Source organism: Alkaliphilus crotonatoxidans, assembly GCF_054658015.1.
Genome location: NZ_BAAHXS010000006.1, coordinates 127,873 through 146,468 on the forward strand (window position 1 = coordinate 127,873; position 18,596 = coordinate 146,468).

Sequence of the window (18,596 nt, forward strand, 5' to 3'; positions counted from 1 at the left end):
AATAAATATTTACTGATGACTATAAAAATGAAATGGTGAGGCTTATTGTCGTGAAGTAAAATATTTTTTATAGAAAAACAAAGCCTTAAGCTTTAACCTCTATCGCTAGGCAGTTCGTGAGGATTACTTACAGCAAGATGAAGCAAAAAACAGGATAAAACATTTCAGCGTTCCCCAATAATGAAGTAATATGAGAAAATGCTGTTTTTATTGTGTATTTAGAACAGATTAAAGTATTTGGACGTTCATAAAAATGAGCGTCTTTTTCTTTTGGGAAATCTTCTTGTGTGTGGAGACTGTGGCGCTTCATATCGGAGACGGAGAGAGCGCAACAAGGTGGTTTGGAGATGTGCAACGAGAATCGAAAAGGGTAAAGATATCTGCTCCCATTCTCCCACTTTAAATAAAACATAAACATTTCCTTATTATTTTAAAAATAAATAGACGATAGAATACAGAAAAACGAAGGGAGCTGGTTTCTTACTATATTTTCAGAAAAAATATGATAGAGGAGTTCACTCCTTGATAGTAGTTTCAAGCACTAGCATATGCTTCAGGTAAAGAAAAATATAAGGAGGATATTTCATGGAATTACAGCCAAAGTTTGACATTGTCGATACTCAGGTCCATATAGGACCGGGAAAAATTGAGGAAACTCTAACAGCAATGGATGCTCTGGGCATTCGTTCAATCTTAATTGATGAGTATTGGCTGGAGGATTTCTTTAGCTACCACCCTCATCATAATTTGAATAACGGAGAAATTCGTCCTGTTTGCCCAACAGCAGAGCTGGCCGCACAGATGTATCCGGATCGGTTTTCGTGGGTGCTGCGTGTTAATCGCAACGATCCGGAATATGGGGCCATTATCAGGATGGTAAAAGATTCTCCCTATGGCAGAGCCATCCGGATCATTCCTGGTATGAATCCTGTGGAGATCAAGGCATTTGTGGAGGGGGGATATAATCATATCCTGGAGGCAGTTTCAGAATCTGGTTTACCCCTGTGTCTCTATCTTCCAGATCAGCCCGATCTGATTGCCCGTACTGCCCAAAAATTCCCGGAGCTGAAGATCATTGTCGATCACTGCGGGCTTTATAATAATCAAATGCGTACTACGCTAAGCGGAGGAAAGCCCTTTTCCCAGGAAGAGCAGCTTGAGATGTTTGATCGGGTGCTGGCCCTCTCAGAATTTTGTAACATTGCTTTAAAATGGGCCCATTATTCTACCATGTTTGGAATTCCTTCCTTTCCAGGCAGGGATTTACAGCCAGTACTGCGAAAAGCTATTTCTGCCTTTGGAGCAGACCGTATTCTGTGGGCCAGTGATTTTTCAGTGAACCAGATGGGAGAAAACTGGGGAGAAATTCTGTATGGAGTCAAGGGGAATGCTGAGCTTTCACAACAGGAACTGGCTGCCCTCTTAGGTGAAAATGCACGCCGATGGTTCAATTGGCCGGCAAAATAAAAAAGGTTTCATATTTGGGAAACATCATGTTAATAGTTCTTAAACAATTACGCTGTAAACTATAATTATCAACAGAAAATAAAAAAATTGGAGGTTATCAAAATGAGAGAAAAAAGCAAAGAACTTAGAGAACAGGCAGCAGCAGCTGCAAGAATGGCTAAGGCCGAAACCCTGGCAGATAGGATTAAAAATCGTTTGATCATCGCATGGGGAGAATGGCAGCCGGACTATGAGAACTGGGTGAAATGGTCCAATAGCCTTTACACCGCTGATGCTACCATTTGTGCTATTGGTGATGAGGAACAAAAATTCCGTGATTATCAGGCAAGCATGAAGCTGCAGCGTGACGCCTGCAGCATGGAAATGGGCCCCATTATGCAGATGATTGTAGAGGGCAATGTGGCAGCATTGGTCTACCATATGTATTTGACACCAAAGGGAGTAGAAAATGCCCCCACATTCGATATGATAGTTACCGAATTCAACAGATTGAAAGAAGTGGATGGCAAGCTGATGGTTACCCATCTGGATCTTTATACAGACGGCGCTGGGATGAATCATCAATAAGAAAGAAATGACTGGACATCTTTGGGGGTTTCTCCTCAAAGGTGTCTTTTATCGAACAGAATAACCAAATTTTAATCATGCTTAAACATTTTATTATTACTTCAAAAACATTTTAACCCTATAATTTAAACAAGAATTAAGAAAGTCATAAAAAAATATAGGAGGTAGTGAAAATGAAAAAGAGCAATTTTGTATCTTTGCTTATGGGAACGATCGGAGGACTATTATTTGCTATCGGCTTGTGTATGTGCCTGCTACAGGAATGGAACGCTTTTAACCAGGGAATTGTTGTTGCTAGTATTGGAATTGTGGTACTGATCACTATGCTGGTCATACGTCGCAGGATGGAAGGAAAAGCAGCAATTAAATTGAGTGGCAAGGCCATTGGAACGGTGGTCCTTGGTATTGTTGCTACCCTAATGTTGGGGGTTGGCATGTGTATGACAATGGTTTGGACTGGGATGATGGTACCGGGAATCATCATAGGTGTGATCGGCATCTTGTTACTGATATGCCTGATTCCCCTTTGTAAGGGACTGAAATAAGGAGGAGGATCATATGGAGACATATAAACTGAAAGTACCAAAGGTTGTGGAAAAAACAGTTGTGAACAACTATAAAGCTATTGAAAATGGCGTGGTTGCTGTATACAAAAAGGTGGAAGCTGGTACAGTTGATGCTTATAAGAAGGTGGAGGATATATTTAAGGATACTTTTTTGATAAAGGCCGAGAAGCCTGATGAAGTCAGTGATCAGTGTATAATGAGAAAATAATGGGATAGGACCTAATTTATTAAGACGGCGTGTCGCATGTTTTGAAGATTGATAAAAAAATTGAAAAGGGGAATTATAAACAAAACTTTAACATCTGTATGTTATAATCAATAACAAAAAGGAGGGAGACCCATGTTAAAAATACTTGTTGTGGAGGATGATCGTGAGCTAAATCATGCGGTCTGTTCTTTTCTGAATCAGAATGATTATGAGGTAGTGGGCTGTTTGAATGCAAACGAAGCCTATGAAGCCATGTACGGAGAGTTTTTTGATGTTATCATATCTGATATCATGATGCCTGGTATAGATGGTTTTGAGTTTGCTGAAACAGTACGCAGGCTGAATCAGGAAATCCCCATTCTCTTTATGACGGCTCGCGACGATATTATTTCCAAACAAAAGGGCTTCCGTGCCGGGATCGATGACTATATGGTAAAGCCCATCGACCTTGACGAGCTTATCTTACGCATCGGTGCCTTGCAGCGCCGTGCTAGAATCGTCAGCAGTAAAAAGCTGACAGTAGGCAGCCTGGTGATGGATGTGGAGGAACATTCCGCTTACCTGAACGGAGAGGAAATTCCTTTGACCGTTCGTGAGTTCAATTTACTTTATAAGCTGTTGACCTATCCTAAAAAAACCTTTACCCGCTCCCAGCTGATGGATGAATTTTGGGATATGGAAACTTCCTCAGGACCCCGCACGGTGGATGTCTATATAACGAAACTACGTGATAAGTTTTCTCAGTGCGATGATTTCGAAATTATAACTGTTCATGGCTTAGGTTACAAGGCGGTGCTGAAATGAGGAAATCGGGGCACGATAAAAGAATTAATCGAAGCATGTTTTCTATTAGAAACTACTTTATATTTTTTCTGCTTATCTCTTTTATTGTAACCTGTTGCTTTCTGCTCTTTTTACACAGTTTAGACGTAACCCTTGTGGACGTGAAGTCCAGTGCCATCATAACCTTAATTAATGTGATGTTTTTAAGCCTACTCTGTACCATCGTTGATGGTCTTCGCCGTCACTTTACAGTGCAGCTTCCAGTGGAGCGTATTTTGAATGCCACTAGGAAGATCACACGAGGTGACTTTACTGCACGAATCGAACCTCTCCATGGTTTTAATAGCCTAAATGAGTTTGATGCTATCATTGAGGATTTCAATAAAATGGCGGCAGAGTTAAGCGGAACGGAAACCCTACGTACAGATTTCATTGCCAGTGTTTCCCACGAATTGAAAACACCCCTCTCAGTCATTCAAAACTATTCTACCATGCTGCAAAATTCAGCTTTACCAGAGAAAACACGTGTGGAATACGCAAAGACAATTTCTGATACTACACGCAGGCTTTCAGAATTGATTACCAATATCCTGAAGCTAAACAAGCTGGAAAACCAGCAGATTTTTCCTGATATGAAAGAATATGACCTGGGTGAACAGCTTCGGGAATGTATGCTGGGCTTTGAGAGGGAATGGGAGAAAAAAAATCTGGAGATTGAAACAGATATTGATGATATATCCGTTAGGGCTGACGGGGAACTGCTGACACTGGCTTGGAATAACCTGCTCTCCAACGCAGTGAAGTTTACCCAGCCGGGAGGTAAGATCACAGTTAGCCTGAAGGAAGAAAATGGGTATGCCGTGGTGAAGGTGTCTGATACCGGCTGCGGTATGACACCGGAGGTAGGGCGGCATATCTTTGAAAAATTCTATCAGGGTGAGCCTTCCCACACCACACAGGGTAATGGTTTAGGGCTTGCCTTGGTAAAACGGGTTATAGATATTGTAAAGGGTGAGATTTCGGTGGAAAGTATAGCAGGACAGGGCAGTACATTTATCGTGACCTTGTGGAGGAACATAGATGAAGCGAATTAAAGAGATATGTTGCAAACTACTGCGCCCTGGAGCAGCTTGGGTGATATTGTTTACCGTTTTGAGCAGTGGACTTCTGGCCTTTACCTTTCTAAAGGGATTGGAGGAATCATCCTTTGTCTATGCTATCTATGTATTTTCCGCTTACGCATTGGTAACACTTGTGATAAATATACCGGACATGCTGGGTCGTATAAAAACGCTATTGCATGAAAATCAGTACACTCGGCAATATATTACTGATACTCAGTTCAGGGAAAAAACTACCTTGTATCTCTCCCTTTCCGTTAACCTGTCATACGCTATTTTTCAATTGATTGCCGGAGTAATTTATAAGTCCTTTTGGTATGGTGCTGTGGCAGCATACTATGCCGTTATATGTGCTGTTCGTTTCCTACTTTTATATCACTTCCACAAAGAAGAGCGGGACATTGAAGGGGAACTGCGGGCATACTGCCTTTGCGGTTATTTGCTTTTTGTGCTGAATGTAGCCCTGGCTGGTGTGGTTTTTCAGATGGTTAACAGTGGAAAGGGCTATATGTATTCCGGGTTTCTGATTTATGCTATGGCGGCCTATGCCTTTTATCGCATTATTATTTCAATCATCAATATAATAAAGCAACACAAACTGGACAGTCCTGTTATGTCTGCATCCAAGGCCCTCAATTTCGCTGTGGCACTGGTAGCGATATTTATGCTTCAAACTGCCATGTTTGCCGCCTTTGGTGGAGGAGAAAGGTTTCAATACATTATGAATTCAGTGGCAGGTGCAGTAGTGTGCTTGATCATTTTTGTCATGGCAATATTTATGGTGAGGCAAGGGAACAGAAGATTGAAAAATTTGGAGATAAACAATTAAAGAACGTGATATTATATTCTCAAATAATTGTGAAGTATAATAGAACCATCACCTTAAAAGGAGGTCGTCTATAATGGGGAATAAAAATGAGCAGTTTAATTATACCTATTCCGCAAAACAGCAGGAAGAAGTGGAGCGTATCCGGCAAAAATATGTTCCTCAAGAGGAAAATAAAATGGAGCTGCTTCGCAGGCTCGACCGAGATGCCACAAGGCCAGGCACAATGGCATCTATCATCGTCGGCATAATTGGGACGTTGCTGCTTGGAATTGGTATGACCTGTACATTGGTCTGGCAGGACTATTTTCTCCCCGGTATTGTGGTGGGGGTAATTGGCATTGTGGGAGTGGCGATGGCCTACCCGATTTTTATCTGTATAACAAAGAAACAGCGCAAAAGGATTGCACCACAGATAATGAAGCTTACGGAGGAATTAATGGAGAAGAAGTAAGAACCTATAAAAGAACTAGATCATTTCGCCCTCAAGGGAAAATTTAGAGCTATGTTTTTTCAATCAGAAAAAAACATAGCTTTTCAGCTTTAATATTCGCCCATATACTTTTGTAGTACGTTTTGAGCCGAATGAAATGATTTTGCAGGAGGGAATCAAACATCATAATGCAATGTAACCAAAACCGTTGAGTTTATAGAATCTAACTCAAAAATCGAAGAAATTAGGCTAAAATATGGTATAATATAATGAATAATGCTTAGGAAGCAATACTCATTGGAATGGCTAATAGAAGAAAAGGAAATGAAGCTTAAAAGCGGTAAGTGTTATGGTAGAACGGAGGTAGGTACATGACATCAAAGCAGAACGACTTCAGCTTTACATATAGGAAGGATGAAGAACTTCAGGAGTTCATTGTGGGTGAGTTGAAACCGCATAATGCCCCTGTTACTCTTGTTGAATATAATCCACAATGGCCTAAAGACTTTGAAAGGGAAGCTAAACGGATTCGTTCAATATTGGGAGACAGGATAATACAGTTGGAACACGTGGGCTCAACCTCAGTACCGGGATTGTGTGCAAAGCCAATTATAGACATACTCTTAGTTGTGGAAGATTCTGCCGTTGAGTCCTCCTATAGTCCGGCTTTGGAGGCAGCAGGGTACACATTGCTGATTCGAGAACCTGAATGGTTTGAACATCGTATGTTCAAGGGTCCTGATACTGATATTAACCTACATGTATTCAGTGTAGGCACTTCTGAGGTTAAACGAATGCTACGATTCCGTGATTGGTTGCGGTCCAATGAGAGTGACCGGGACAAATATGCGCAAGTAAAGCGAAGCTTGGCAGAGAATAAGTGGCGTCATGTTCAGCACTATGCAGATGCCAAAACATCAATAGTACAGGAAATCATGGAACGAGCGAATGGTATTAAGTCAGTATTATAACCACATTATATAAATAGTCAGTGGATAATCCCGTTTTTAAAAATACGGATTATTTACTGGCTTCTTTTATTTCAGAAAGGAGATGATTCAATATCAGAAAAAGAAAAAGTGATGACTATATAATGCACCAGGGTATGTCGTTGCATACCTTGACCTACCGGCAAGCCCAGAAGAGATATAGGATTCACATCATGAGCTTGGATTTTTGATCTTAAAGAGAACCTTAAATATTCCCCACCAGTTCATACCAAGGCGCTAATTGTAGATGATGAATTTATTTTAATTGGCTTCCATAATTGGCTCTCCAATAGCGGAAGTCATAAATGCCCGAAAGATGAAATAAATTTGAAAAAGGAAAACGGCGGTACTGAAATAACAATCAAAACCGCCGTATGCAACATTTTGGCCTCTAACATCATCTACCACAACTGCAGTTTTTTTATTACCGCAGTTCAGCACTTCTTTGTAATTTTCACATTATTTCTGTAGGATGAATTCTATATTTTATCTAAATCGCCTTTCGGGACGATTGCGAATCACTTGAACCGAATCATGCAGATGTTTTTTTAATTTTATATCAAGTCAATATCGGCTTTGATCAAGTCATATCATCCCGAAGCGCGTCAACAATGTCTTCTTTTTTTAACTTGTTAATGGCATACAGCATTGTAATGAACACGATAAAGAGTACGCTGAACACGCTGATTGCCATATTGCCCCAGGGGAATATAAACTCAAAATTATCGATCCTTTCTACGGAGGCCAAACCCTCGTAAATCAGCCAGGAGATGATACCGGCTATTGGAAGTCCGAATAGCAGTGTCCTCATTCCATAAAAGACACACTCAAAATTCATCATCTTATGGAAATCGCGGTCTGACATGCCCACCGAGCGAATCATGGCAAGTTCTCGCCTACGCAGCTTGATATTGGTGGAAATTGTATTAAACACATTGGCAACTGCAATCAGCGAAATCATGATGACAAAAACATAAGTAAACACATCAATAACAAAGGATATACTGTGGTATTGTTCTAGTATTTCATACACATTGTGCAAGGTATACGCAGACGTAATTCCCGTGCCCTGAATCATCCCTTCCATTTCAGATATGGTTTGGGAGGGATCTTTTGACCGGAAGGCCAGACCTATATTTGCATGGGTATGCTGGGGGTTAAAGCTTTCTATAAGAGAATAAGGGGCTACTATAATAAAAATGCGTGGATTCTGTATGGGTACTGAAGATTGTTTCGGGGGCGGATCCACCGGGTAGTTATCGACAAATGTAATGTTTATTTTTTGCCCTTGTTCCAGCATTGACTCATCATTTGTTTCGGAAGTGATGCGAAAATCCATGGAGCGATTTGCAAACATATCAAATACTTCGCCGGGTTCGTCTTTCTTGTTAACCCGTTGTTTGGCGACGGCAATCATTTTTGCGTTCTGCCCAGTATATTCTTCAGGAGGAAACCCCAGGTCTTTAATAAAGCTTAAATATTCGCTGTCCGGAATAAACTGGAGGTCCATTGCTAGATGTATTGTTTCCTCAGGTTCGGCATAGCCCGCGTAATCCCGGTAACGGTCTGAAAAATCCTTTGCCTTAACCGCGCATGAATATGGAAAAATCTTCTGGTACGAGCTTTCGTAAACCCCGTCTGCAGTTTTTAGTTTGTCGTAGAGCGGGAACATTTCGCTGTCGTCCATATCCTCGGCAGAAAAAAGAATATCATAATCTATGTCCATTGTATAATGGTTTGAAAGACGTTTCAGAGTTGTTCCAAAAGAACTTCCCGATATAAACAACACGACGCTTAAAACAAGGGACAGAACAATGCCGCGGTAGCGTTTTTTGTTCCTCTTAAAGTTCTTTAGAGCGAGAGTTCCCTCCAAACCGTAAATACGCTGCGCAAATTTAGATGTTTTTACGTCTTTCGGTTCAGTTTTCACTTCATTTGTCTGGCGGATATTCTCCATCACGGGAGTGTTTGCGGCTTTCCTGGCCGGTATATAGGCGGAAATTAAAATGGTAATCAAACTAACCACAGCTGCTGCGGCAATTGCGGAGACTGACACCGACAAGCTTAAAGGTATGGTACTGTACAGGATGTCCTTGAATTTTCCTTCAACAATGGGAAGGATAAGTCCTATGCTGCCTATGCCAGTCAAAATGCCAATGGGTATGCCGATTGCGCCAATGCAAAGTCCCTCAAACAGTACCGAATTTCGCAGCTGTTTTGCTGTAGCGCCCACCGACGAGAGAATCCCGAACTGGCGTGTGCGTTCGTTCAGCGAGATGTTGAACGAGTTATAAATGAGAAAAATTGAACCTGTCATGATGATTGCAACCAGTATTCCACCAACCGTGTACAGAAGCGTATTGAACAGTTTATTATCCGAAACGCCCATGAAGCGCAGTACATAATCATTAAAGACATAAGCCCCTGCTCCAACTGTGCTGCTTGCGTAAGCCTTGACCTGTCGCGGATTTTTTAGTGTGACAAACAGGCTGAAGCTGTTCGCCTGGTCCTTGGTGTCTGCTTTTGTTATCAAGGTATATCCCGGTGCGGAATGTTCCTCAAAACCGGGTCTTTCGCAGATACCCACAACCGTGTAGGTTTTTTTTGATTTTGGCACAAGAGTTTCCTTAACCGATCCTGATTCTCCCCCGGACTGATAAGGGTTGTGTTGACCAAGATTTTTGTTTCCATCAATGCGGCTCCCAACATCAAGTGAAAGCGTGTCGCCCACTTTGAATCGAACACCGCCTTTTGCCGCCACGTGGGCAGGAATAAGAATTTCCCCGCTATTTTCAGGCAGCCTGCCGGAAATCAGGCTTATGGGCAAGGTATCAAAGGCTTTCTCGCTGAATTCGGCGATAAAAAGATAGGGCTTTTCGGGGCTTTTCCCGCCGTCCAGCGTTGCATAGCCGATATTTTCAAACGTTGCGGTATTTGTAACATCTTTATCGTTCCTTCGCTCCTGCACGAAAGAGGAATCAACATCCAAAAACTCAACGTGCCAACCGCCGTATTTCGCAATAGAACTATTTACCATAAAATTTAACAGGGAGGTACCAAAGGCAGCTACTGCCGTAATCATGGCGGAGGACAGAACAACTCCGATAATCGTGACAATTGTTCGGGTACGGTTTTTTTTCATGCTTTGCAGAGTGATTTTGTTAAAAATATTCATGGCCGCACCCTCTCGTCTCTTGCTACTTTGCCGTCTGAAATGCAGATAATACGGTCTGCCTGCAGGGCGATATTTTCGTCATGGGTGACGAGAATCAAGGTCTGCCCATATTTTTTATTGCTTTCTTTCAGCAGTTTGATTATTTCATGTCCATTTCGGCTGTCCAAACTACCCGTGGGTTCGTCGGCCAGCATGACCGCCGGGGCGTTCATCAAAGCGCGTCCTATGGAAACCCGCTGTTGCTGACCACCCGAAAGCTGATTGGGCAAATGGGTTTTGCGGTCTTTTAGCCCAAGCATTTCGAGCAGGTCATTCAGCCGTTCCTCGTTGACCTTGCGCTTGTCCATCAGGATAGGTAAGGTGATGTTTTCCACCACATTCAGGGTAGGAATGAGGTTGTGAAACTGGTAAATCAGTCCGACCTGCCGCCTGCGGAAGATGGCGAGCTTTTCATTGCTTTTAGCATATACATCCTGCCCGTCCAAATATACCTTTCCGCTTGTCGGCACGTCCACGCCGCCGATGATGTGAAGCAATGTGGATTTGCCCGAGCCGGATGAGCCGATGATTGCGGTAAATTCCCCCTTTTCAATGGAAAGGGAAACATGGTCAAGGGCGGTAACCTGGTTTTCGCCCTTGTCATAGAATTTGCATAGATTTTCAATTCTTAATAGCTCCATTATGTGAGCCTCCTTTTCTCATGGTCTACCCATATACATATAATAGAGCCTTTAACTTACATCTCTGTGACTTTCAGGTGAAAGATTCGTCACTTTGGGAAACGAATGGCAAATATCGCACCGCCCTGGGGGTGATTTTTGGCGGTAATCGTCCCTCCCTGCCGTGTTATGATCATCTTGCAGAGAGCCAGTCCAATCCCATATCCTGTAGCGTTTGGGTTTTTCCCACGATAGAACCTGTCAAACAGGCAGGGCAAATCTTCTTTTTCAAAGCCCGTGCCGCTGTCGTGGATGGCAATCTCGGTAAACAGTGGGTTGTCCTTACAAGAAATCTCAATCTTCCCGTGATCGCCTATGCTTTCTATGCAATTTTTGAGGATGTTTTGAATTGCTTCCGAAAGCCAACCTGAATCGCCCTGAATAATTACCCTTTTCGGTACGTCTATTTGCAAAGCAATATCGTGCAGTTCCATTGAAATTAGGAACGGCCGAAGCGCGGTGCATACAAGAGCGTTTACCTCGATCTGCTCCCTTTGGAACAACACAATGCCCGCGTCCAAGCGGGATAATTTCAAGAGGGAAGTAATCAGCCAATCCATCCGCACAAGCAATTCCTCTGTTTCTCGTAAAAATGCTTTCCGCTCATTTTCATCAGGATTATTTGCTAATAATGACAGAATGAGGTTCACAGATGTGAGCGGGGTTCTAAGTTGGTGGGCTATGTCGGCCAGTGAATCGGCAAAATGTTCTTTTTCTTTTTTCAGCGCATCGTTTTGCTCCCGAATACGCAGCGTCATTTTTGTTATCTCGCTGTGCAGAATGGAAAGTTCCCCCTCGTCCGATTCACCAATATATAGATGGTCAGCATTATGAAGTACAAGGTCGATCTGATTTGCAATTTCTGCAATGCTTTTGTATCGGGCTTTGGTAAACACGAAAAACACTGTGCCGAAGGCGGTGGCAGAAAAAGTAGCAAGGATACCCGCAGCCGCATTGATGGCAAATCCCAACATTACAGTGGTGGCGGTCAGTAAGGAGAACAAAGTGGCAAACTGTCGAAACTCTCTATTCCGAAGCATACTCGCCCCCCAATCTATACCCCGTTCCGCGAACAGTCAAAATAATTTGCGGGCTTGCTGGGTCGTTTTCTATCTTCTGCCGTAAGCGTTTGATGTACACGGTCAGTGTATTGTCATTGACAAACTCGCCCGCCGCGTCCCACAATTCGTCAAGTAGCCTGCTCCTCGTGATAATACTATTTGGGTTGCTAATAAACACCAGCAACAAGCGATATTCTAAGGCTGAAAGAAAAATCTCGTTGCCGTTTTTTTTCACAATGCCGCTTGCCGTATCGACATGAAGCCCACGAATTTCAAAATCCGACCCCAAACGCCCGCCTTTTCGCAGGGCGGTTCCAATTCGTGCAATTAATTCACGGGGACGAAAAGGCTTGGTGATATAGTCGTCGGCACCCATGTTCAGCCCGGTAACAACACTCGCCTCATCGCCGGAAGCCGTCAGAAAGATAACGGGAACATCCCCTGTTTCTTTGATTTGCGTGCAAACCGTAAAGCCGTTTCCGTCAGGCAAAGAAATATCAACAAGCGCCAAGTCAAATTTATTCCCGACAAGTGCGTCAAGGGCTTCACTCTGCGTAGGGGCGTGGGTGACTGTAAATCCCTCCGAATGGAGCAAAAGTATAAGGTTTTTAGCGATTGCCTTATCGTCCTCAACCAAAAAAATCCGTTTCATTTATTTTCACCATCCTTTACTTTACTGTTTCTATATCCTCCGTCAGTCGGTTTTTCAGTGTCAGCAGGAACAAGTCATGTATTTCCCATTTTTTAATTTACCAGTAGGGCAATGATACCCTGTGATTCCCCAATTTTTCACTGCTTCTTTTATCATTATATAACTCACGGATAAACACCTCTATAGCTCTATTTTATTTCTTGTGACGGGAATATACAAGCTGAGGTATAAAACAAAGTCAAGACCACCGGTAGTCTTGACTTGCAGGAATTCTATAATATGTTCTATTACAATCAATAGTCGAAATGCTTCCAGAAAAGCGCTTTCGATAATCATACCGCCTTACTGGGAATTTTACCTTTATTGTAGCTAACCTGCACTTTTACATCCTTTCTGGCAGGGGTATTCTTCTCCCATATTATCCAATCGTCGTCTGGTAATCGGGTCAACTGTAAAGGTGTTACCCAGCAATAATCATCTTTGTATTTCTCGTTTTTTATAATACTAGGAATTGAAGAAGGTGCCCAAGTAGAACTGTCGTATTTTGTTACGTAACCAAGATTTTCTACTTCCTGCTGTACGACAGAGCTAAGTAGCATTTACAAATTTCAATCTGTTTTTTCAGAAAGCTTCTTAAAGGAAGCCACATATAAAACCATTCCTACTAGAGTAAATAGCAGCCTGCTCATTATAAAACCGAAAGACAAACTAAAAACAGGTTCACCGAAACTATCAACGGGTAGCACTGTAGGCATATAAGTTACATACCCTTTGGCGAAAATATCAATAAAAGGTGTGCTGTTAAAACTCATCAATGATAAAATCAAGACAATTGGAATCCAAGCATAAAGCAAGGTTTGGCTTTTGCTGCCTAAAAACATACTCGTTCCAAAAACAAACACAAAAGTGGGAAGTAGTATTATTAAGGCCGGTAATGAGAAGCTTTGAAAATACGTAAAGTTAAAAGTTGTCTTGTAAAACAGCAAACTTATCAAAATGCAACATATTGCAATAATTATGTAAGAAATAAACAGGGCTAAACTTTTTGTTGCCAAATACTTTTTCTGTGGTAAAGACGTACATGAAGTAATTTCTCTTACTCTTTGTTCGTTTCTTGAAAAAAGTCCTGTGCAGGAAAGCATTAGCGTTAATAACATAATCGTATTTATGTCGCACAAAAACTTGCAATAACTCCACTGAGAAAAAGGTGCCGTACCAGAAACACCTTGTATGATTTCTGTATAGAGGTCAAGCACTGTAAAGAATAGTGCAATAATGAAAGTTATGGCAAACATTTTTGAAAAAATTACTTTTTTCAGTTCGTATTTAAGAATTTTAATATCCATTGACGGCTACCTCCTCTGTAACACCAGTAATATTTAAAAACTCAGAAAAAGATAGTTTTTTATCATTTTTGTCATAATATTCTTTGTAGATAACTTTCATGGAATTAAAATAATTGTCTTCACCAATGTAATTATAAACATTGTAAACTGTGAGCGGTCCCAAACCATAAAGTTTATTGCCTCTTAAAAATAATGAAACGTTGTACTTTGGAATCATTGATAGCTTGTTCATGTATTCAGGATTTCTTCGATAAAAGTTTCGATTTAAATCATTTGCTTCTTCTTTCCATTTTTTCAGCAGTAAATTTTGGGCATAATTTTCTCCAAATTTGTTTTTCAGGAATAAATAAGCGCTAATTTCCGCAAAAGCTTCATTTGACCATTCATCGTGATTTTGATCGATTTGATTATCGCTGTTTTTGTTCGACGCATCTATTCCACCGCCCCACCATTGATGTGCAATTTCATGGGTCAACAAAGCAAACGTATCTGAAGAGGAGGCTTGTGCTGAATCCACGTTGGATTTTTTTGTTAAACAATCTTCGGAAATATAAGAAATATTTCCTATTTGAGATCCATTTCCGCCATGTACTCCTGATGTTATAACTACTTTAAGACTATCTCCGCCCAGCGGCCCATAAATTTCCGAAAAGAACGAGAAGATATCGAGGGTGTCATTTCCCCTGGATTTAAATTCTTTACTCGCAGCCAATGGATAGAAAAACTCCACATCGGTACCACTTACATTTCTTTCAAATATTCCATATCGTCCGGCTATCAAAGATAAGTCACTTAGTTTATCATAAGAAAAACTCCAAGCAGTAACACCATCGTGTTCAGAAATTTTGCGATTTTTATCTCCTTGCGTTATGACTGTAAACTTTGAATCTATTTCTATTGTCCCTTTAATGATCCTGTCATTTTGTTCAACACAAAGAACAGGAGCAATGTCTTTAGCTTTCCCTAGATTTACATAATTTTTGTTAATTCCTTTAGAAAAATCTTTAACTACACTTAAGGCTTTCGGCGTACCTGAATACCTTATATCTAATTTAGCTTTCGTGTTTTTTGGAATGCTTATTTCAAAAACGTTGCTAAGTTTTGCGCTATTTATAATCTTTGGCGAAACCTGTTTGTAGTTTATATCTACATTGTCTAATTTGATCTCATTAATGTGGTAGCCGTCTGCTAATTCAAAATATATGTTTTGAGGCTCATTCGTACTATTTTGCAATTCTTGACAATAAGCTCCGGCAGCAAAATTTTTGTCTTTTTCTATCTTAAGATCTACAAACATATTTGAAGTTCCTATGACACTTAAGTTTACAGGCGTTTCATTTTTACCACTAATCAGCATAGACGCGGCATCCGTAAGCGAGAGTGATTTAAAAATTGGTTCATTTTGATAAACAAAAAACACTCCAAGAATAGAAACTAAAAAGCAAATCGGTAACAATTTATATTTTTTACAATTTTTAAAGAGAGATTTAAATAATCCTTTTTCATAACATCTATCGCATAACATTCCGAATAAAAATATCGACATAGCTACCAAAAAACCAAACAACCTATTCCAAAGCATTCCAAAAACGATATTACCGTTTCCGAAATTTTCAGAAAGTCCACTGGCACCTGTCTGAACCCACATATATTGATAATCGATATTTCCTGCCAAAAAACTAAAGAGCACCGATAAAAACATAATAATGCAGGTTATATTAACATTCCTAAAAATAAGATAAAATCCTGCGGTCATAAGAATTGCCAACACAATCGAACCCAAAATTATTAAGAAGTAACTGAGCAGGAAATAATTAAAATTGGTTAGACTACCTATGTTAAATATATAGTGAGGGATCATAATTATCATCGAACCGACTGTTGAAATAAGACCGGCACACATTAAGCCTGTAATTTTGGTTAAATTTATCTTTATAGAGCTTGATATTGGTTCAATTATATAATTCACTCGAAACCGAAGTATTTTATCAAACTCAAAAACTGTTAGTGCAATAAATGCAAGAGATGAAAGTACTGCCCCTGCCTTTGCCGGAAAAAGTATCGTTTGAGATAAACGAGTAGAGCTATTTATTCCCAATATCAAAATGCTAATATCTTCGTTAATGTATGGTGAGAGTAGGGCACAAATCAAAGGAAAAACTGACGCCAACAAAATAATTATTTTAGTAAATTTAGACTTCAGAATCCGCTTTGTTTCATAGGAAAAAAATGCATTCTTCATTTAATGGACACCTCCATTGTGTATGACGTATGTGTACGCATCTTCGAGGGTAGGCTCGATCAGTGGTATAGAGCTTTCTATTTCTTTGCCGATCACACGACAAGAGATGCCATTACCGGTAAACAATTTGGATGTGATTATGTACTTACCTCCAATTCTTTTTTCTAAAGCCTCGTTATCTTTTTCCTCAATAAAGCCTACACCTCCGTGTACCGCTTTTATTAAATCCGGCGAAGTTCCGTCATATAAAACCGTACCGTTATTAATGATTATAATTCTATTGCAAATGGCTTGTATATCATCGATGATGTGAGTGGAAAGTAACACTATTTTGTCATTTGCTGTCTGTGAAAATATATTTCTGAATTTAATTCTTTCCTCTGGGTCAAGTCCAACTGTAGGCTCATCTAAAATGATAAGCTCAGGATTTCCAAGTAATACTTGGGCGATACCAACACGCTGCCTCTGACCGCCTGAAAGAGTTTTAATTTTGAAATTTCTTTTTTCCTGCAAATTGGTCTGTTCAATGGCTTGTCCGATTATATCTTTCACGTCGTTTTTTATTTCTTTTAAGGCACATATGTAATCCAAAAACTCATAAACGGTTAATTCGTCATATAAACCAAAGCTTTGGGGCAAATAACCCAAATGCTTTCTGAGCTCTTTTTCGTGTTTCCTAATTGAATTACCATCAACAATTATTTCTCCGGCTGTCGGTATTATCTTCGATACCAATAGTTTCATAAAGGTACTTTTTCCAGCACCGTTGGGACCCAAAAGTCCTATAAAATTCGGGCTGTTCAATTCTAAACTTATGTTGCTTAGTGCCTTTTTTCCTGTTTTGTATGTCATACTCATGTTTTTGATACTGATTTTCATAATGCTGTAACACTCCTTTTTTAGTATGTTTTTATTAACTGAGCAATGTGGATTTGCCCGAGCCGGAGGAGCCGATAATTGCGGTAACCTGGTTTTCGCCCTTGCAATAGAATTTACATAGATTTTCAATTCTTAATAGCTCCATTACGTAAGCCTCCTTTTCTCATGGTCTACTCATATAATAGAGCTTTTAACTTACATCTCTGTGACTTTCATGTGAGAGATTCGTCACTTTGGGAAACGAATGGCAGTAAGGCAACTCATCTCGGCTACTTGTAATACTTCTGCCGGTTTAAATATCAGTGTATAAGTCACATACATGATAGTGAAAGGGTTGGGTCATTTTTTCATTTTCAATTGCAATTATAGAGAAATACCTATAATATTTATAAACATTATAGTATTTCACTTATTAATAATCAAAAGCTATACTTATTACATGATAAGGTACCCGATGTAAATAACTGTTTAGAGATGAGAACATATCTAATACTTTATAATACTGAAAGGAGTTTGAATAATGAAAAGTTGCAGAGTTTTAATGCCCATAGGAAGCTTGGGAGGAGGTATCAATCAAGAGTCCTTCGATCGAGGAATGGCAATGAAACCAGATGTTATTGCGATTGACGCCGGATCTACTGATTCCGGTCCCGCCTCATTGGCACTTGGGGAATGTAAGTATTCGAGATCGATGCTGGAACATGACTTGAGCATATGCGTAATCGGAGCAATGAGGGCAGGAATTCCTTTATTAGTAGGCTCCTGTGGGACCTGTGGGACAAATTCAACAGTAGATGAGAGTGCAGAAATTGTGGAGGAGATTTTTAGGAAGGAAGGCGAACATTGTTGGTCTCATGAGAGCGGAACCCTTTATTGAGGCCATGAATAACGGCGCTAATGTAGTATTGTGTGGTCGTGCCACAGATACGGGCTATTGTGGCAGCGAAGCCGCTTATGATGGGCTGCAATGTGGCGACAAAGAAAACAATAGAATTATACCTCCCATTCCATACACGTTTAATCCAAAAAAATATGGTAAAATGAATAACAGAGGTATGAGTAAAAAGTACTTGTCTCTAAAATAAAGTAATTTTACAGATCGTAGGTATACTACTGAAACGTTAAATGGAGGTAAATAAAATGAATGAATTGACAACAACAGAATTAGAAGCAGCACAGAAAGCAATATTATCAATCATTCGAAAAAATGAGAAAGCAAAAGAAACACTTTCCCAAAAACAGCCCCCAGGCACTTCGCAAATAGCTATGATTTCTCGAAATCTCAAGGTATTCTATCTAGCGGCCTCACTGATAGCAAGTGCATTAAGGCAGGATATTGCAATTAACTATTCAAAAATAGAATTAGAGGAAGCGAGGCAAGCTATACCCTCCTTTATTCAAAAGATTGAGAAGGTGAAGCCCAAATTTAGGGAAGGTACGCCACAACACACACTGGCCATACGGCGGATTAAGGCGTTTCATATTGCATCAGCTTTAATGGAAAAAGAATTAGATTTGAATTAGGAACCAATAATCGCATCACAATATTAGATTTGTTAATT

General features: G+C 40.3%; 20 protein-coding genes. 13 read left to right on the forward strand and 7 right to left on the reverse strand.

The genetic code is table 11. The features are described 5' to 3' along the window. Window positions 1-270: 270 nt before the first annotated feature. From ACYQ1I_RS12660 to ACYQ1I_RS12705, 10 genes are all read left to right on the forward strand, one after another. Window positions 271-414: a recombinase zinc ribbon domain-containing protein gene (locus tag ACYQ1I_RS12660; protein ID WP_459768169.1), complete on the forward strand. Its 144-nt coding sequence runs from the start codon at window positions 271-273 to the stop codon at window positions 412-414. 171 nt (window positions 415-585) lie between these two features. After that, complete coding sequence (locus tag ACYQ1I_RS12665) at window positions 586-1,467, forward strand: amidohydrolase family protein (RefSeq protein WP_459765862.1); 882 nt, start codon at window positions 586-588, stop codon at window positions 1,465-1,467. A 102-nt stretch (window positions 1,468-1,569) separates the two neighbouring features. Beyond that, on the forward strand, window positions 1,570-2,034 hold the full coding sequence (locus ACYQ1I_RS12670) for a hypothetical protein (RefSeq protein WP_459765864.1): 465 nt from the start codon (window positions 1,570-1,572) through the stop codon (window positions 2,032-2,034). A 173-nt stretch (window positions 2,035-2,207) separates the two neighbouring features. After that, entirely contained in the window at window positions 2,208-2,579 is a 372-nt protein-coding gene (locus ACYQ1I_RS12675; protein ID WP_459765866.1) for a hypothetical protein, read from the forward strand. 13 nt (window positions 2,580-2,592) lie between these two features. After that, window positions 2,593-2,808, forward strand: coding sequence for a hypothetical protein (locus ACYQ1I_RS12680; protein WP_459765868.1), 216 nt, complete (start codon window positions 2,593-2,595; stop codon window positions 2,806-2,808). A gap of 132 nt (window positions 2,809-2,940) precedes the next feature. Then, window positions 2,941-3,612: a response regulator transcription factor gene (locus ACYQ1I_RS12685; RefSeq protein WP_459765870.1), complete on the forward strand. Its 672-nt coding sequence runs from the start codon at window positions 2,941-2,943 to the stop codon at window positions 3,610-3,612. Next, window positions 3,609-4,685, forward strand: a complete 1,077-nt coding sequence (locus tag ACYQ1I_RS12690) for a HAMP domain-containing sensor histidine kinase (protein ID WP_459765872.1) — start codon at window positions 3,609-3,611, stop codon at window positions 4,683-4,685. Before ACYQ1I_RS12685 ends, ACYQ1I_RS12690 begins: the two co-directional genes overlap by 4 nt. Beyond that, window positions 4,672-5,541 carry a hypothetical protein gene (locus ACYQ1I_RS12695; RefSeq protein WP_459765874.1) on the forward strand — a complete coding sequence of 290 codons (870 nt, stop codon included), beginning with the start codon at window positions 4,672-4,674 and terminating at the stop codon, window positions 5,539-5,541. The genes ACYQ1I_RS12690 and ACYQ1I_RS12695 overlap by 14 nt, the downstream gene beginning before the upstream one ends. Before the next feature lie 73 nt (window positions 5,542-5,614). Further along, window positions 5,615-5,992, forward strand: coding sequence for a hypothetical protein (locus tag ACYQ1I_RS12700; RefSeq protein ID WP_459765876.1), 378 nt, complete (start codon window positions 5,615-5,617; stop codon window positions 5,990-5,992). Between the two features lie 425 nt (window positions 5,993-6,417). Next, the gene (locus ACYQ1I_RS12705) at window positions 6,418-6,942 is read left to right on the forward strand and encodes a GrpB family protein (protein ID WP_459765878.1); all 525 of its coding nucleotides are present in this window, start codon (window positions 6,418-6,420) and stop codon (window positions 6,940-6,942) included. 598 nt (window positions 6,943-7,540) lie between these two features. Here ACYQ1I_RS12705 and ACYQ1I_RS12710 read toward each other — a convergent pair. The 7 genes from ACYQ1I_RS12710 to ACYQ1I_RS12740 all read right to left on the reverse strand — a co-directional run bounded on the left by ACYQ1I_RS12710 (window position 7,541) and on the right by ACYQ1I_RS12740 (window position 17,034). Then, window positions 7,541-10,135, reverse strand: coding sequence for an ABC transporter permease (locus ACYQ1I_RS12710; protein WP_459765880.1), 2,595 nt, complete (start codon window positions 10,133-10,135; stop codon window positions 7,541-7,543). Then, window positions 10,132-10,815, reverse strand: a complete 684-nt coding sequence (locus tag ACYQ1I_RS12715) for an ABC transporter ATP-binding protein (protein WP_459765882.1) — start codon at window positions 10,813-10,815, stop codon at window positions 10,132-10,134. The genes ACYQ1I_RS12710 and ACYQ1I_RS12715 overlap by 4 nt, the downstream gene beginning before the upstream one ends. Window positions 10,816-10,904: 89 nt before the next feature. After that, window positions 10,905-11,894, reverse strand: coding sequence for a sensor histidine kinase (locus tag ACYQ1I_RS12720; protein ID WP_459765884.1), 990 nt, complete (start codon window positions 11,892-11,894; stop codon window positions 10,905-10,907). Beyond that, a complete protein-coding gene (locus ACYQ1I_RS12725) occupies window positions 11,881-12,567 on the reverse strand; it encodes a response regulator transcription factor (RefSeq protein ID WP_459765886.1) in 687 nt (228 codons plus the stop codon). Before ACYQ1I_RS12725 ends, ACYQ1I_RS12720 begins: the two co-directional genes overlap by 14 nt. A 608-nt stretch (window positions 12,568-13,175) precedes the next feature. After that, window positions 13,176-13,913, reverse strand: coding sequence for a hypothetical protein (locus ACYQ1I_RS12730; protein ID WP_459765888.1), 738 nt, complete (start codon window positions 13,911-13,913; stop codon window positions 13,176-13,178). Continuing rightward, window positions 13,903-16,155 (reverse strand): gluzincin family metallopeptidase, encoded by a 2,253-nt coding sequence (locus ACYQ1I_RS12735; protein ID WP_459765890.1) that lies wholly within the window; start codon window positions 16,153-16,155, stop codon window positions 13,903-13,905. Before ACYQ1I_RS12735 ends, ACYQ1I_RS12730 begins: the two co-directional genes overlap by 11 nt. Next, window positions 16,156-17,034, reverse strand: coding sequence for an ATP-binding cassette domain-containing protein (locus tag ACYQ1I_RS12740; RefSeq protein ID WP_459765892.1), 879 nt, complete (start codon window positions 17,032-17,034; stop codon window positions 16,156-16,158). A 520-nt stretch (window positions 17,035-17,554) separates the two neighbouring features. On the opposite strand from ACYQ1I_RS12740, the gene ACYQ1I_RS12745 reads away from it, so the two are divergent. Genes ACYQ1I_RS12745 through ACYQ1I_RS12755 form a run of 3 tightly spaced genes read left to right on the forward strand, consistent with a single transcriptional unit; the run spans window position 17,555 to window position 18,558 of the window. Next, window positions 17,555-17,911, forward strand: coding sequence for a hypothetical protein (locus tag ACYQ1I_RS12745; protein ID WP_459765894.1), 357 nt, complete (start codon window positions 17,555-17,557; stop codon window positions 17,909-17,911). Next, complete coding sequence (locus ACYQ1I_RS12750; RefSeq protein ID WP_459765895.1) at window positions 17,889-18,119, forward strand: hypothetical protein; 231 nt, start codon at window positions 17,889-17,891, stop codon at window positions 18,117-18,119. The genes ACYQ1I_RS12745 and ACYQ1I_RS12750 overlap by 23 nt, the downstream gene beginning before the upstream one ends. 55 nt (window positions 18,120-18,174) lie before the next feature. Further along, on the forward strand, window positions 18,175-18,558 hold the full coding sequence (locus ACYQ1I_RS12755; RefSeq protein ID WP_459765897.1) for a hypothetical protein: 384 nt from the start codon (window positions 18,175-18,177) through the stop codon (window positions 18,556-18,558). The last annotated feature ends 38 nt before the right edge of the window (window positions 18,559-18,596 follow it).